The 15553-nt window shown below is 55.7% G+C and carries 10 protein-coding genes and 1 pseudogene; 2 read left to right on the top strand and 9 right to left on the bottom strand.

The annotated features are described in order from the left end of the window. Nucleotides 1–4: 4 nt before the first annotated feature. From EPYR_RS09845 to EPYR_RS09830, 4 genes are all read right to left on the bottom strand, one after another. Complete coding sequence (locus tag EPYR_RS09845) at nt 5–1414, bottom strand: sucrose-6-phosphate hydrolase (RefSeq protein ID WP_012668259.1); 1410 nt, start codon at nt 1412–1414, stop codon at nt 5–7. Further along, entirely contained in the window at nt 1411–2784 is a 1374-nt protein-coding gene (locus EPYR_RS09840; protein ID WP_012668258.1) for a sucrose-specific PTS transporter subunit IIBC, read from the bottom strand. Before EPYR_RS09840 ends, EPYR_RS09845 begins: the two co-directional genes overlap by 4 nt. A 34-nt stretch (nt 2785–2818) precedes the next feature. Beyond that, nucleotides 2819–4363, bottom strand: coding sequence for a carbohydrate porin (locus tag EPYR_RS09835; protein ID WP_012668257.1), 1545 nt, complete (start codon nt 4361–4363; stop codon nt 2819–2821). A 279-nt stretch (nt 4364–4642) separates the two neighbouring features. Beyond that, nucleotides 4643–5569 carry an aminoimidazole riboside kinase gene (locus EPYR_RS09830; protein ID WP_012668256.1) on the bottom strand — a complete coding sequence of 309 codons (927 nt, stop codon included), beginning with the start codon at nt 5567–5569 and terminating at the stop codon, nt 4643–4645. 285 nt (nt 5570–5854) lie between these two features. Between EPYR_RS09830 and EPYR_RS09825 the strand changes: the two genes are divergently transcribed. Beyond that, nucleotides 5855–6532 (top strand): gamma-glutamylcyclotransferase, encoded by a 678-nt coding sequence (locus tag EPYR_RS09825; protein WP_012668255.1) that lies wholly within the window; start codon nt 5855–5857, stop codon nt 6530–6532. Between the two features lie 148 nt (nt 6533–6680). On the opposite strand, the gene tagH is transcribed toward EPYR_RS09825, so the two are convergent. The 4 genes and pseudogenes from tagH to icmH form a co-directional block, all read right to left on the bottom strand. Then, complete coding sequence (gene tagH, locus EPYR_RS09820; protein ID WP_012668254.1) at nt 6681–7853, bottom strand: type VI secretion system-associated FHA domain protein TagH; 1173 nt, start codon at nt 7851–7853, stop codon at nt 6681–6683. 37 nt (nt 7854–7890) lie between these two features. After that, a complete protein-coding gene (gene tagF, locus EPYR_RS09815) occupies nt 7891–8589 on the bottom strand; it encodes a type VI secretion system-associated protein TagF (protein WP_012668253.1) in 699 nt (232 codons plus the stop codon). 12 nt (nt 8590–8601) lie between these two features. After that, a pseudogene (gene tssM, locus EPYR_RS09810) lies at nt 8602–10712 on the bottom strand (type VI secretion system membrane subunit TssM). Next, nucleotides 10712–11935, bottom strand: coding sequence for a type IVB secretion system protein IcmH/DotU (gene icmH / locus EPYR_RS09805; RefSeq protein WP_012668251.1), 1224 nt, complete (start codon nt 11933–11935; stop codon nt 10712–10714). Before icmH ends, tssM begins: the two are co-directional and overlap by 1 nt. A 398-nt stretch (nt 11936–12333) precedes the next feature. Between icmH and EPYR_RS09800 the strand changes: the two genes are divergently transcribed. Next, nucleotides 12334–13821, top strand: coding sequence for a YchO/YchP family invasin (locus tag EPYR_RS09800; protein ID WP_041474113.1), 1488 nt, complete (start codon nt 12334–12336; stop codon nt 13819–13821). 182 nt (nt 13822–14003) lie between these two features. On the opposite strand, the gene EPYR_RS09795 is transcribed toward EPYR_RS09800, so the two are convergent. Continuing rightward, nucleotides 14004–15077 carry a porin OmpC gene (locus tag EPYR_RS09795; protein WP_014538987.1) on the bottom strand — a complete coding sequence of 358 codons (1074 nt, stop codon included), beginning with the start codon at nt 15075–15077 and terminating at the stop codon, nt 14004–14006. Nucleotides 15078–15553 lie beyond the last annotated feature (476 nt).

The raw sequence follows: 15553 nt of genomic DNA, 5'->3' as shown, positions 1-15553 counted from the left end.
GGTCCTATTCTATCACGCATTGTTGCAACCTCCAGTAAAGCAGCGCTATCTGCGCGCTGCCGCTAAAACGCAGTCGCGGTTCCGCAGCGGGGAAGTAGCGCGATGACATCACCCCTTCACCATCGTTAATAAATATCTCAATGCTTGAACGATCGCAGAGAATGCGCAACGTGCGCACCTCGCCCATCCAGTCGCGCTCTTCCGCTTCGCCGCTGCGCAAATTATTCCGGCACAGCTTGATGCCCTGCTGCTCAATGCACAGCGTTAGCCCGTCGCCGAAGCTGGCACGGCAGACGCCGTCGACGGACAGTTCCAGCTCGGCGCTGTCAATATCCAGCGCCGGCAGATCTTCGGCACAGCCATCAAGCCGGATTTCCTGCTGGCGCAGCTGTTGCAGTTCGCGCGCCGGCTGCTGGTGGATCCGACCGGCGCACAGCGTCAGCTCGCGCGGGCAGGTCATGATGTGCATCCAGCCGTGCGCTTTGGTTGGCTGATAAAACTCATCGCCATCCGGGATGCCCATCCAGCCAATCAGCAGCCGCCTGCCATCATCGCTCAGACAGGTTTGCGGCGCATAAAACTCAAAGCCGTGATCCAGTTCCTGAAATTGCCCGTGACAGAAGCTGGCGCTGTCATGGTCAAGCTGGCCGCAAAAGTAACCACTCTGGAAGGTATTGCGGTAACGCCTGGCCTCGCTCGCCAGGCCCTGGGGGCAGACCACCAGAACGTGACTGCCGTCCAGCTCGAACAGATCCGGGCATTCCCACATATAGCCGAAGTCACCCAGCCCGTTAAGCTGACTACCGGCAATCTCTCCCAGCAGCGTCCACTGGTGCAGGTCAGCCGAACGTAACAGCAGCACTTTGCCCTGCAGCTGCAGATCCTGTGCGCCGAGCACCATATACCACTGGCCATCGTGCTGCCACACTTTGGGATCGCGCACATGGCCGGTGTAGCCTTCCGGCAGAGCCAGAACCGGTCCCAGCTTGTGAAATTCACCCTGTTCATCGCGCGTCGCCAGGCATTGCCAGGCCGTGCGGCTGCCGTCGTCGTATTTGACGTTGCCGGTATAGACAAGCGTCAGCACGCCCTGATTATTCACCGCGCTACCTGAATAACAGCCGTGGCTTTCATAGTTTTCCGAGGGGGCTAACGCCAGCGGCTCATGCCGCCAGTGCACCAAATCGGAGGAGCTCCACTGACCCCAGAACTTGGCACCGTGCTTGCATGCCAGCGGGTTCCACTGGTAGCACAAGACATAGCGCTGATTAAACTGGATAAATCCATTGGGATCGTTCAGCAACCCAACGGGAGGGGCAAGATGCCACGCCGGGCGGTGGTGGTCACGCGCCGCACGCTGCTGACCGCTCAGGACTGCGCACAGCGCCTGTTTCAGCAAATGGGCTTCGCTCATGCTTTAACCTCAAACTTGATTTTCAACAGCAGGGACAGCACGAAAGCGGTACTGAACGCGATAACCATTCCGATCAGATAATTGACCAGCGAACTGGCCTGTACGATCGCCATTCCGGGCAGGGCGGTCAGGCCAACGGCGGTCATATTGACGTGCATAGTGACCACCCAGGCTCCGCCAGCCGCGCCGCCGGCCAACCCGGCAATAAACGGTTTAATATAGCGCAGGTTAACCCCGAAAATGGCCGCCTCGGTAATCCCCAGCATGGCAGAGAAGCCAGAGGGCAGGACGATGCTGCGAACTTTGACATCACGGGTTTTAAACCATACTGCCAGGCAGGCTCCGCCCTGAGCTATATTAGCCATCGACCAAATCGGCAGCAGGAAATTTACCCCAATTGAGGGGTTACCCAGCAGCCCGGCTTCCACCGCGTGGAAGCTGTGATGCACGCCGGTGATGACGATAACCGAATAGAGTCCGCCGAACAGCAGCCCGGCCAGCCAGCCTGCATGGCCGATCAGCGTACTCAGCACCAGTGAAAGGCCATCACCGAAAGCGCGTCCCGCCGGGCCGATAATCAGCAGCGCAACAAAACCAGAGATAATCACCGTGAGGAACGGCGTCAGGATGATATCCAGCGCATCCGGGATCAGCCGCCGCAGACGTTTCTCACAGTGGCTCATAAACCACACCGCCAGCAGAACCGGGAACACCGTGCCCTGATAGCCGATCATCGCAATTTCCAGACCGAAGAAGTTCATGGTGTGGAAACCGCTGGCTACGCCCCAGGCGTTAGTCAGCGCGGGGTGAGTGAGGATCCCGCCCAGCGTCGCGCCGAGATAGGGGTTGCCGCCGAATTCACGCGCGGCGGTGAAACCGATCAGGATGGGCAGGATAATAAACGCCGCAGAGCTACACATATCGAGCATGATAAACAGTGCGCTGTCGGCGCCGACCCAACCATAGGTTTTCACCATCCCCAGCAGGCCCATCAACAAACCAGACGCGACAATCGCCGGAATGATCGGTACGAAAATATTGGACAGTACGCGTGCAATACGCTGTAGCGGGTTGAGTTTCTTCGCGGCGATATCTGCCGCTTCGCTTTTACTCGACTCGCCGATCCCGGCCTCACGCACAAAGGCCGCATGAACTTTATTGACGATGCCACTACCGAAGATAATCTGCATCTGACCGGCATTACGGAAGCAGCCTTTGACCCCTTCCAGCGCTTCTATCGCCTCTTTCTGCACTTTTTCGTCGTCTACCATCACCAGGCGCAGGCGTGTGGCGCAGTGCGCGGCGCTGGCGATATTCTCGCGGCCGCCGAGTAGAGGTATCAGTTCACGAGCTGTTTTTTCAATATTCACTTTTTCACCATCTTTTCATGTTGTCAGGCGCGTATCAGAACCAGGTTTCCATCTGTACGCCGAAATTCCATTCGCCACCGGCAGCGAAGCCGCTGCTGCCGAAGGCATCATCGCTGGCATAGCGATCGAGAGAGCGGTTCCAGTCCATCCAGCTGGCAAAAATGCGGATTTCAGGGCGGGTAAAGAAGTCGCCAATGTCTGCGACCTTAAAGGTTGGGGCGAAGGTTAGCTTCCAGAAGCTGCCGGACACGGCCTGGCGGTCTTTGTATCCTTGCGGATTGAGATCCATGTACTGATAGCTTCCCTCGTATGCCAGCGCGAAATTCTGGTTTATCGCCTGGATAAATCGAGCGTTGAGCGTCGCCCAGCGATAATGGTCGCCGGCGGCATAGCGATCGCTGCTGGTTTGCGCCAGTATCGCCGGAGCGAAGCTCCAGGTGTTGTTTATCGGCGTGACACCGTAACTAGCCAGGCGCCAGGTTTCCGCCTGCTGCGTCAGATTTCCGTCCGAACCGACGCCTTTCACCTCGGCGCCCAGACCACGACCATACAGCAGCGCGGTTTTCGCCGTACCTGCTCGCATGCCCCAAAAGCTGTCGTTGTGTAATGCCAGCATGGCGTGGAAGCCGCTGTCGCCGGCGTTGTGGTTTTCACGGCTCTTATTTACGCGCAGGTCGTTATCTTTGGCACGCAAGCCGCTCACCATCAGCTGCAACGGGCCGGCAAAGTTATTGCTGGTGACGATATAGTTCTGGATAGTGTTATCAATGGTTTCGATATCACCAAAGTTACGTCCGTACAGCGAGAAATTACTTTTCAACCCGTTCTGCCACTGCACGTCATAGATGCCGCCGCCCGTTCCGGCAAGGAACACCACGTCCGAATCGAGCCAGTGAATATCGAAATTGTCACGGTCAAAACGTTTACCTGCCCAAAGGGTACTGTCTGTAAATACGCCGCTAAAGGTCGGCAGGCTACCCAGCTCGACGAACGCCTGGCGGATATTCAGTTCACTGGTGCTGCCCGTCCAGTCGTTATAGTCACGCTGCCCGTCTGCCAGCATGGCCTTGAAGCGGGTGGTGGCGCCGTTGGCTAAGCGCTGCTTGTGTTCAAGATTGAGTTCAACGTAAGTATTGTTCTCATTGCCCAGACGGCCCACCGCCCCGCCGGTTTCTCCGGCCGGGGTGAGATACGGCCCGCTCTGCGTTGCGGCCGCTGAATCGTTCATAATCAGCCCGGAACGCGCATAGCCATGAAACTCAAACCCTTCACTTGCCGCCATGGTCGGCGCGGGCAGCGCGGCCACGGGCGCCGGGGAAGTGGCACTCACCGGGGCAGAAGCAACGGCCACCGGTTCGACTTCAGAATCTGTTGCCTGTTGCTCCAGGCGTGCAACCTGCTTTTCCGCCTCGCTGGCGCGCGTTTCAGCCTGTGCAGCGCGCTTTTCAGCCTGTTGCAGGCGTTGTTCCATGGCCATCATCCGCGCCTCAAGACTGCTCAGAGTCGGGGCCGCATAGCCGATAGCCGGCGCGCCCAGGGCAATGCCGATGGCCAGAGAAATCAGATAAGGTTTGGTCATTTAATGCTTTCCCAGAGTAATAATTTTATTGTTTTGCTAAACCGGTTCGGCAGGAGGGTAAGCGAAATGAATTAGGCTGTTCAATCAGATTTATTCACCCAAACAGGGAAGTGTGACCTGGTTAGCAATTCTCCCGGCAATACTTCAGGCAGCAGGGGGGGTGGCAGCCGCTTGCTACCCGGCTCAACCCCGCGCCTCGCCCCTTCGGAGCCAGCACCCGTGCTGCTCAAAACGCATGACGTTTTTGAGCAGCCACTGGAATCGGGCAGGTAATGCCTGCTACTGGCTGAAGCGAACGAGATCGGCAGCGTAAGGCAAGGCCGTCATAGCCCCTTTCGCGGTGGTGGCCGCCGCACCGCTATGCTGTGCCTGCTGTACGGCGAACTCCAGCCGCTGTGGTTGCAGAGGATTTGTTTCCAGCACCAGCGCCGCCAGCAGGCCGGCAACAAAGGCATCGCCGGCACCGGTAGTATCTGTCACTTCAACCTTCGGGGCGGCAAAGTGCTGCAGGCGACCCGACTGCCAGACGCTGACGCCCTGACTGCCGCGTGTCACCAGCAATAATGCAGGCTGGTAACGGGCTGTAAACTGGTCGATCCCCTTTTCCAGGGCTGCACTACTGGTCAGGGAAACCAGCTCATCCTCAGACAACTTGATGATGTCTGCCAGCTCGAAAGCCTGTGCCACGACCCGTGCCATCTCCTCATCATCCGGCCACAGGTCCGCTCGCAGATTAGGATCGAAACTGACCCAGCCACCCGCTTGCTTAATGGTGTGCATGGCATGCATCGCCGCGCTGCGTGAGGGTTCAGCACTCAGGGCTATTGAGCACAGATGCAGGCCTTCACCCCGGGCAAATGACGGCAGGCGATCCGTGCTCAAAAAGAGATCGGCGGAAGGACGAACCATAAAGGTGAAGTGGCGTTCGCCTTCCGTATCCAGGGATACCAGAACCGTTGAGGTTCGCTGGCCGTCGGCGCGGAACATCTTGCCGATATCGACGCCTTCGGTTTGCAGGGTTTTCTGCAAAAACGCGCCGAACGGGTCGTCCCCTACGCAGCCGATAAAGGCACTGTTTCCCCCCAGTCTGGCGATACCGACCGCCACATTGGCCGGAGCGCCGCCGGGGCATTTCAGCAAGTGGTTGTCCTGCTCGGGGATCAGGTCCACCACCGCATCACCCAATACCCAGATTCTTTGTTTCATCGTATTTGTCCTGAAATGAATAACTGCCAGCAAGCTAAACGGGTTTAGCCAAAAAATCAAAGCTCTTTTTGCCATGAGATGGTGCTCACGGCAAGCGAGGTGAGTGATTTTCCACCGGTGGCGGCCGGAGCCAGATATAACTTTTTTTCTTTTTGTGATCCTAATCAAACTTGATTGCCAGATAAGAAATGCATAAGGTCTTTAATAACGAGCATTTTTTGCTTAAAAATCGGCTATTACAGGGAATGTGACATAAAAAAGAGAGTAGCGGTGTAAGAGGTGGCAATGTTAACGAGAGATTTTCTATTAAAAGCAGACTGCAAAACCGCTTTTGGCGATATTGAAGATTCACTGCTGTGGAGCGTTGAACAGCGTGCTGCTTCACTGGCGGCAACGCTGGCCTCTCGCCCCGATAGCAGCCCGGTGTGGATATTTGGCTATGGCTCCCTGATGTGGAACCCGGTGTTTGTCGCGGATGAGGTGGCGTCGGGCGCGCTGCATGGCTGGCACCGGGCTTTTTGTCTGCGGCTGACGGCCGGCCGGGGTACCGCCACGCAGCCCGGACGCATGCTGGCGCTGAAAGAGGGGGGGCAAACCAGCGGGCTGGCATTCCGGTTACCGGAAGATAAGCTGCATGAAGAGCTGGAACTGCTGTGGAAGCGTGAGATGCTTACCGGATGTTATCTGCCAATCTGGCATCCCCTCAGACTGGATGATGGCCGCGCGGTGTGCGCGCTGGTGTTCGTTATGGATCCGCGCCATGCGCTGTATGAAGCCGACTCCTGTGCGCAAACCATCGCGCCGCTGATTGCCCAGGCGCAAGGCCCGCTGGGAACCAATGCACAGTACCTGTTTTCACTTGAGCAGGTATTAACGCAGCGCGGAATGTATGATGACTGTCTGACCGATCTGGTCCAGCGAGTGCGGCAACTGCAACAGTGCCGCCACGGACTGGCTGGATAACGCTGATCAGCCTGCTGCGTCAGGGGTGAGCGTAAAAGCGCCATCGCTGACGCGCATCAGTTTCACTTAACCCGTAGTCAAGGCCTTTTCCCCGACAAATACCCCCGCCGGCACTGCCGGGCGTCCCGGACTTTGCTACGGCTGCTATCTACCCCTCTTCCGGCCGTGACTGTGAGTCTTTATATTGATTCACTTCCATATCGTAGGCCTGCAGAAATGCCTCGCCAAACAGCGTATGGAAGTCATCCTCAATGTCACCGCTGGTATTTTGATAATGGCGCATAAAATAGTCCCAAAGTGCGGCTTTGCGCCGGCAGCTCAGTGCGATACGTGGCAGCTGATTATCTCGCTGGGCGGTGTCCTGTAGCCGTTGCGGATTAAACGATTGCAGCATGGCGGCGATGATCGCTCTTATCCCGGCAATCATTCCCAGCTGATGAGCCTGTAAATCGACCAGCGCATCGCGAACCGCCCGTTCCGGTGCCATGAATCCTGGCATCTGGCTTTGATAGATTTGCATCAGCACCGTTTTGCCGGATGGCAGGATTTTGAAAGGGTTGTTTGCCTCATTCAATACCATGGTCATATCCGCTTTGACCCCGCGTTTGAGAATCGAACGTGATGACAGCAGCGCTACAGTTCCCTGGGAGAACAGGCTCAGCATTCTGCCGGTGGTATACATTTGCTCTTCATTCAGGGGGATTTCATCCCGCTGGCTGTCCAGCCCCATGCCTTCCAACAGTGCGGCCAGCAGTCGCTGTTCACGCGGGCCTTCCGTGCGGGGAGCGCTGTGCTCATTTGAAGCGTTGTGTATGACCGGGTCGATGCCCAGTCTTGCCGACATCTGTCGGGCAGCACGCTCTTCAGATCCTTGCGGACCAGGCGTCTCTGGCAGATGGGGAGCCGGGTGGTCAACGGGCTGCAGGATGTCGAACGCATCGTGCTCGCTATCGTCTTTTGCAGCGAACAGGCTCAGCGGATCCAGCCCCAAGGCTGCGCCACGAATGGCCTGTGGTGCACCGCTGACGCTCATCTTATAACGTCCAATATCAAGCGTGTCACCGTGCTCCAGCTTCACCTGATCGCCGCGAGCCAGCGGTCTGCCATTATGGAAAATGACCGTGACGCTGCCCTGATTGGTCAGACGGCAGCCGCCGTTTGCCGCGACATGGATCAGCGCCTGCAAACGCGAGATATTACGATCCGCATCGGGCAGCACCAGGTGATTTTCGGGGCTGCGGCCGATAGTGCCGCCGGGTGGGGCAAAATCACAGGCGGTAAGAGAAACATCTGTCGGGTGCTGAAGAAGGGTCAGTCGCATGCATTTTTCCTGCATTGAGGTTCGTAGGGTGAACAGGCTAATCGAACATCGGTGGATAAAGCCCGTGGCGACCCGGCTGCGAACCTGCCGCTGGATGAAATAATTGCGCAAACAGTCGGGCAGTCAAAATCCCACTGTGCTTGTGCGTCTTCAGCGGGTAGCCGTCTCCCTGGTTCGTCCACCAGTAGCTGGTGTACTGCAACGGATCAAAGCGGCGGGCTACTTCAGTCCATTTTAGCGTGCAGGGCAGGTCATGATAGCCGAGCACGTCGAGAATTTCAGAGCGCCCGGTATTCGGCAGGGGCAGTGGCGCCACGCCGCGCAGCGCCTGATCCAGCCAGTCTGCGCTATGCAGTTCTCTTACCGCCTGAAACATGGCGCAGCCAAGTTCTGTAAACCAGTCATCGGCCATGGCAAGCCGGGAGGGATGCCACTTTGCCAGCGGAACACTTTTTACGGCCAACAGCGGCCAGATGCGCCCCACGCGGTCGCGTGAGGGCATCACGCAGCCAATCTGCACGCGCTGCACGCCGAGGGTGGCTGGCAGGGCGAAATTCCATATCGGTGCCAGGCCGAACGGTTCGTCACGGCTGGCGTGCTCAAGGTGCCAGTAAACCAGCCCGGCCTGAAACCAACTTGACCAACTGTGAATTGCGTCTTCCTGTCCCCCCTGCTGCACGAAATCGCCCGCTGTTGGAAGTTTGCCATACCATTCCAGCTCATATGCTGCTGCCATCATCATCACCTTCTAGTGGTGCACCGCGCCAGTCTGCACCGTTAAATGCGTGACGACAGCAGCGGATGCGTCGAAAGGGGGCAACCCGCCGGCGGTGTCGAGATTTGAGGCTAAGATTTTCATCATCAGTGCATTATCTGATCTGTAAGGTGAACCGAGGATTTGTCGGTCGAGTAACTGAACCAGATGCCAGTTCAGCTGTTGCAACTGGCGGGGGCTGACGTCAGAAGGCAGATTTCTTTGCAGATTCTGCATCAGCCATCCGCGCAAAAATTCGCCGTCGTAGCTACGTGGTTGATAAAGCATCTGGTAAGCGCGCAGCGCATTGCTGCTGAACAGGGCGTCTCCTCCTTTGTCATTGCGCAGGATCCCGGAGATAGTTTGTGCCACGCGCGGCATCAGTAACGATTGCAGTGCAGCCCGATACAGACCCCAGCTGGCACGGCTGATCCGATCGCCGCTATACAGTCCGGCGCGCAAACTGATGGGGGGATCATCGAAGGCAAAGGCATTACTTTGCGGGAGTTTGGCCAGGTTATTTAAGAAAGGCAGCAGGGAAAACAGGTCACCGTTCTTTTCATCCCCCAGCCTGCTGGCCTGTTGGGTAATGGCGGGTAAACGTGCGGCAACCTCGTCCATGTAATGCTGGTTGTTATCATAGCTGATGAACCACAGGGCAGATGCCATTAACAACGCAAGGCTTAGCAGTGCGTAGCCCACCCGGTGCAGAACGCGGTTACGGTGCTCCCATGAACGATCGCTTCCCGCCAGCCGGCTTTCAGGGAAAATGACCCCATTGAGCAAGCCGTGGATAAAGAAACTCTGGCCCTTGTTCGCCGGGATCGGGGCAGCGCGGTTGACGCTATCCCAGCTGGCGATAGGTCGTCGCGGAGCCTGCGGGAGCTGTAACCTGCGCGATAACTCGCCCATTACCCGGTCAAAGGGTAAACCCTCCTGGGTGGCGCTGGTAAAGAACAAGCCGCGCGCGGCCCAGGATATCTCCCGTGTTGCGTTGAGAAAACGATATCGAGGAACTCGGCCAGCAGAGGGCGCAAGGCGTTGAATTCCTGGGGAAACTGAAAACACTCGGCGCGCATAGTCAGGTCTGCTTCCTGAGCCATTTTTTCGCTCAGGTCGGCCATCAGCCCGGATGAAAGCCGGCTAAACTGCCGGTTGAACACGGTATGCGGACAATCGGCTGACTGGCTGTTGGCAGGCCAGGGGAAGACAAATCCCCACAGCTGCTGACGCTGATTTTTATCCAGCGTGGCGAAATAATGCATAAAGCCTTTAAGTAAATCTGTTTTGGTCACCATCACATAGACCGGGAAGTGGATGCCTGTCTGCTGGTGTAATTCAACCATGCGGCTGCGCAGCGCGCTGGCCTGTGCATAGCGCGCTTCAGCGGAGTTGCTCAGCAGATCCGCCACGCTGATGGTCATAATGACGCCGTTGATCGGCTGGCGCGGACGATATCGCTTTAACAAAGTGATAAATGTCTGCCACTCGCAGGCGTCGCGCATACGCTGGCTTTCTTGCAGGGTATAACGTCCGGCGGTATCCAGCAGGACACCTTGCCTGGTGAACCACCAGTCGCAGTGACGGGTGCCGCCTACGCCGCGCAGTGCGGTTTTGCCAAACACGTCGCCGAGCGGGAACTCCAGCCCGGAGTTAATCAGCGCAGTGGTTTTCCCTGCTCCCGGAGCACCGACAATAAGATACCAGGGGAGCTGGTAAAGATATTGTGTTCCGAAACGCGCCAGCATGCCTTTACGCCTGGCAAAATGCGTTCTTTTCAGAAAAAGTGTCGCTTCGTTAAAGCGGTTATCCTGCATTTCACCGCTGGCCTGTAGCTGGGCGCTGACGGCTTTATCAAGCTGCATCCGGGTGAGGAGTCTGCTGTTAGACCAGGCGCGATAAAGCTGCGGGACAAGCTGGAACATAAGCCATGATAACCAGACCAGGCCGATCGGTAGCTCGCGGACAAGCACAACGTTGAGCGCCTGGAAATGAGGGAGTAAAAACAGTGGCCCGAGCAGCCAGATTAGCGCTGACAGGGCAGTTGTGCCGATCAGGCCCCATAAGAGGCGGCGTCTTAGCACTGAAAAAAAGGCGTTCAGCATCAGTTGTTCCCCGCAGCGTGGCTGCAATCGTCTTTTTCAGGTGCAGCAAACAGAGTTATTTCGACGCGTCGATTTTGCGTGCGATTGCTCGCGCTGTTATTTGGCAGCAGCCCCTGGCTATCGCCGCGCCCTTCGGCACGCACATTGATACAAGGCTGGGCGATTAGCTGCAGCATCATGGTGCCGATCGCCTGCGCCTGGGCGGCAGAATATTCATCGTTGGACATAAACTGAGTGGAAGGTAGCAGCCGGTTGTCGGTATAAACGGCAATCAGGAGAGTACCTTTGAGGGATTCCATCGCGCTGGCGACACGGGCAATCAGTGCACGCCCCTCTGGGGTAAGCTCTGCGCCCGGGGGGGAAAACAGGCTGTCGATTGGCAGGATGACCTTATTGCCGTCGTCACCGTCGGTGATATTCAGCTGGTGCGAGGCGATAAGATCGCTCAGGCGCTGGCGCAGGTCGAACGATATCTGCGAAACGGCTCCGTACTTACTGCCTGGCAGCTGCGGCAGCGGTGTTTGCCAGATTTGCCGCAGCAGCGGTTCTGCGGCGCGCCCCAGCCGCCAGTTCATGGCGGAAAAGATCGTACAGCCGATCAACACCGTCACACAGATGCAGGCCAGGAGTGGTACCGGGGGGCGCCACGGCGCGCAATGGAGAGCATTTTCGCAAGGCTGCGGCAGATCGCTGGCAGGCGCAGCACGCACGCTCTGGATGAGTTTTGCCAGGCGGCTACGCACCACATCACGTTGCAGACGCCCATTGTCCATATTGCGGTAGCGACCTTCGTAGCCCAGCAGCAGGCAGTAATGAATGACTTCAAGTAAAAACAGGTGCTGCGCGGGTTTTTGGGTAATCCGCGTCAGCAGCTGGAAAACTTTGTCCCCGCCCCAGCTTTCATTGTGAAAAGTAATAAGCAGACCATTGCCAGACCAGACTCCCCGGCTACCCCACGGGGTTTGTGCGGCGGCTTCATCCAGCACTGCGCACAGGCAATAACGGGCGCCGATAATCATTTCGAACGGCAGTTCAGACCGTTTACAACGGGCCTCAAACTGACGTATTTCATCGATCAATTGGTGACGTAACCCCGACGGGTCGTCGTGAGTAGCCGCCAGGCGGATCTGCACAATCGCATTCAACAACGGTAAAGCGGCAGCGAGCAAGAGATTATCCTGGCTGACCGGCGTGACCGGATTTGCGGGAGATTGCAACGTCATCAGGGTCTTATTTTCTCAACGGTGTGCCTGTTGGCAAAAAGTCATTCATTATTGAAAGTGACTCAAAGCGCTTACTGCCGTCCCTGGCTATCTGCAATGTGTGGCCGGCATTCCGCTTTCGCAGCGCATAATCTTGCGAAAAAGTGTGATGCGCAAACCCACCTGAAATTGTTAAGTTTACTTAAGGATAAATCCGCAAGTTAGTCTACATCAGGCTTTTAGCAATGGGAACCATTGCGGGGACGTGGCGAACATGTTATCTGGCCCGCAACAACTGAAAGCGCTGTTACCGGCGGTTAAAAGCGATTCAGGCGTTATGACAGTTCATGAATTCTGATTTTCTTCCCCTGAACCCACAGTCCGGCAGTTTGTGTTACAGTTATCATTCTGGTTTTGTGATGAAACTCTCTCTTACGCCGAAAAAAAGTGTTGCCAGCGACGTTATGAGCCAATTCTACCGCTATCTGACCCTCTCCTGTTTGCTGCCGGCCGTGCTGGTCGTCGGCGGATTTACGCTCAATGATGCCCTGGCTTTCACCGAACAGGCGCGTGTAGACGACGCGCCTTTCGCCGATCCCGCCCGTTTCGCGAAGATGCAGCAGCAATTGCCTGAACTTGGCACGGTGCACGATAACGACCAGCTGGCAAAAAAAATTGCCGAAGCCGCTAAAAGTATTGGCGAAGCCAGCATGAACAGTGATAGCGACAGATCGCTGCGTGAGGAAGCGGGAATTTGGGTATTTAATCGCTTTCGTGATGCGGCAAAACAGCGCGCAGCCAGTGAAGGAGAGCAGTTGTTGTCTCCCTACGGCCGCGCCAGCGTTTCTCTGGCGCTATCTGATGACGGCAGCTTTAATGGCTCCTCGGCGCAGTTGGTGACTCCGTGGCAGGATAACTACTCGTATCTGACCTTCAGCCAGTTAGGTATTGAACAGAGCGAATATGGCTCGGTGGGCAATGCGGGGCTGGGGCAGCGTTGGATCGCCGGTAGCTGGCGAGTGGGCTATAACGCTTTTGTTGACAGCCTGCTGGGTCCAGACAGACAGCGTGGTTCGCTGGGCGCTGAAGCCTGGGGCAAGTATTTGCGCTTCTCTGCTAACTACTATCAACCGCTTTCGGGCTGTCGCAACCACAGTAATAGCGCACTGATGCGCATGGCGCGTGGCTATGATATTACCACCCGTGGCTATCTGCCATTTTATCGTCAGTTGGGGGTCACGCTGAGCTATGAACAGTATCTGGGCGAAGGGGTCGATCTGTTTAACAGCGGCAATGCGGTAGCCAATCCGGCGGCAGTATCGCTCGGCATAAACTATACGCCGGTGCCACTGTTTACTCTGTCGGCCAGCCATAAAGAGGGTGACGGCGGTGAGTCGCAGGACAAGTTCGCGCTGAAAATGAATTATCGCCTTGGCGTGGCGCTTAGCCAGCAGCTGTCGGCAGACAATGTGGCGGCTGCGCAGTCGCTGAGCGGGAGCCGCTACGATGGCGTTAACCGCAATAATTCACCGGTTATGGCGTTCCGCCAGCTTAAAACGCTGTCCGTGTTCCTGGCTACGCCGCCGTGGCAGCTCCAGCCAGGGGAAACCTTGCCGTTGAAATTACAGATTGCCCACAGCAATGCGATCAAGGCTGTCAGCTGGCAGGGTGATACCCAGGCGCTAAGCCTGACACCGCCGCCCAATAACGTTGACCCACAAGGCTGGAGTATCATCATGCCTGCCTGGAACAGTCAGCAGGGAGCCAATAATAGCTGGCATTTGTCGGTGACTCTCGAAGACAGCAAACATCAGCGAGTTACCTCTAACTGGATCACTCTGAAACTGTCACCACCGATGACGCTTCAGGCAGCGGACAGGGGAAATTTCAGTTTTTCTGCCCCCTGAAAAGGGGACTACGGAGATTCGGCATGGCTGTATTTTGCCAGTACGTCTTACGCGGCCGGTTGCTGCAATTGACTCACCTGTCAGGGCTGTACGCCGGTGGAAAGTAATGATTGATGGTTTGCTGTGAACGACGGCAGAGGCTGGCCAGGTTACCGGCCAGCCCGTTGACGGTTGCTCTGTAATCAGAACTGATAGTTTATACCGACGCCGGTGACATCATCCGTGGCCAGGCCGAGCGGGTTGTCGTCTTTAAGCAGGTTGAATTTGTATTCTGCGAATACCATGAAGTTTTTATTCAAGTAGTAGTAAGTGCCTGCAGAGATATATTTGTACAGATCGGCCTCACCGATGTTCTCGATATCTTTGCCGCGCGAGGTTACATAGGCAAGAGAAGGGCGTAAGCCGTTGAGGAACTGATACTGCGCTACGGCTTCAAAATTCACCGCTTTATTAGCAAAGCCTCCGCCGATCGGCGTGGCGTTATGCGTAGTGCCGTACATGGCAGCCAGATAGAGCTGGTTAGCATCATATTTTACCGCTGTCGCCCAATGTTCTGCGCGTTCGCCTTTACCGTAGCTGGCGTTATTTTGCGCCGTGGTACGGCCGAGGTTGGCATAAGTACCGGCTACGCCGAAGCCTGAATCGGCCGTCCAGCTAACGGAGGTGGCATAGCCATCGCCGTTCGAACGCCGCACGGCAATATCTTCACTGGAAGTGCGATCGTTTTTGCCTTGATACTGTAAAGCGACGTCCAGCCCGTGAACCAGCCCGAAGAAATCACTGTTGCGCCAGGTAGCAACCCCTCCTGAGCGAGCCGAGAGGAACGCGTCAGTGTTACCTGCATCACCGCCGAACTTGGGCAGCATATCGGTCCAGGCCAGCACATCGTAGACCACACCGTAGTTGCGGCCATAGTCGATTGAGCCCCATTTACCGTATTTGAGACCGGCGAAACCAATACGGGTTTTGTCACCACTCACCGCATCGCTACCTTCAGATTTGTTCAGCTGAAACTGATACTGCCATTGACCGTAACCGGTAAAGTCTTCGCCGAGCACCGTTTCACCTTTGAAACCCAGGCGAGCGTATGAGGCGTCCACATTGTTACTGTCATCGTCAGAGAAAACGCGCCCTGCATTGACCTTGCCATTTAAATCGAGCTTGTTTCCGTCTTTGTTGTAAATTTCTGCGGCTACTACGTGGGTAGACGCCAGTAAAGCCATTAACCCTAATGCGATGGAACAGCGCTTCATCATTAATTAATCCTGTCTGAATATTATTAGATTTTGACTAAATGTGCGCTATTGAAAATGACATAAATAACTGTGTCATAAAAACACATTACTTGTAACATTTTATTTCAAGGTGGATTTCGCTGACTGTATGTGCTGTTTATTGACCCTACAGCTAAGGGAAAAACCGGCGAAAAGCGGAATTTCGCTAAGACTCTGAAGGCAAATTATTATATTAAATTGTTTAAAATCAATCTGATGATACCGGCACGTAACATTTTCACCTTATATGAAGATAACCTGAGCTTATAGATAACTTTTCTTTAGCCTGTTTTTTGCGCAAAAAGACCTGATGCTGCCTTTTATGCCGAAATAAAATAAATTTCCGTTAATACCTGATGTCAATATGTAATTGGCAGAATTTAATGTCATAAATAATAACCTGCATGATAAATAATAATCACAGGAAATATCAGCGTTGAAAGGAAATTGACTGGCTG

Origin of the sequence: Erwinia pyrifoliae DSM 12163 (assembly GCF_000026985.1) — a bacterium.
Lineage (GTDB): Bacteria > Pseudomonadota > Gammaproteobacteria > Enterobacterales > Enterobacteriaceae > Erwinia > Erwinia pyrifoliae.
The sequence above is the reverse complement of the archived record's forward strand: the minus strand, read 5'-3'. Positions and strand labels throughout refer to the sequence as shown.

Coding starts and splice junctions, on each gene's coding strand:
- EPYR_RS09845 (WP_012668259.1), bottom strand. CDS start 1,414: ATGAGCGAAGCCCATTTGCTGAAACAGGCGCTGTGCGCAGTCCTGAGC.
- EPYR_RS09800 (WP_041474113.1), top strand. CDS start 12,334: ATGAAACTCTCTCTTACGCCGAAAAAAAGTGTTGCCAGCGACGTTATG.
- EPYR_RS09825 (WP_012668255.1), top strand. CDS start 5,855: ATGTTAACGAGAGATTTTCTATTAAAAGCAGACTGCAAAACCGCTTTT.
- EPYR_RS09835 (WP_012668257.1), bottom strand. CDS start 4,363: ATGACCAAACCTTATCTGATTTCTCTGGCCATCGGCATTGCCCTGGGC.
- tagF (WP_012668253.1), bottom strand. CDS start 8,589: ATGGCAGCAGCATATGAGCTGGAATGGTATGGCAAACTTCCAACAGCG.
- EPYR_RS09795 (WP_014538987.1), bottom strand. CDS start 15,077: ATGATGAAGCGCTGTTCCATCGCATTAGGGTTAATGGCTTTACTGGCG.
- EPYR_RS09830 (WP_012668256.1), bottom strand. CDS start 5,569: ATGAAACAAAGAATCTGGGTATTGGGTGATGCGGTGGTGGACCTGATC.
- tagH (WP_012668254.1), bottom strand. CDS start 7,853: ATGCGACTGACCCTTCTTCAGCACCCGACAGATGTTTCTCTTACCGCC.
- icmH (WP_012668251.1), bottom strand. CDS start 11,935: ATGACGTTGCAATCTCCCGCAAATCCGGTCACGCCGGTCAGCCAGGAT.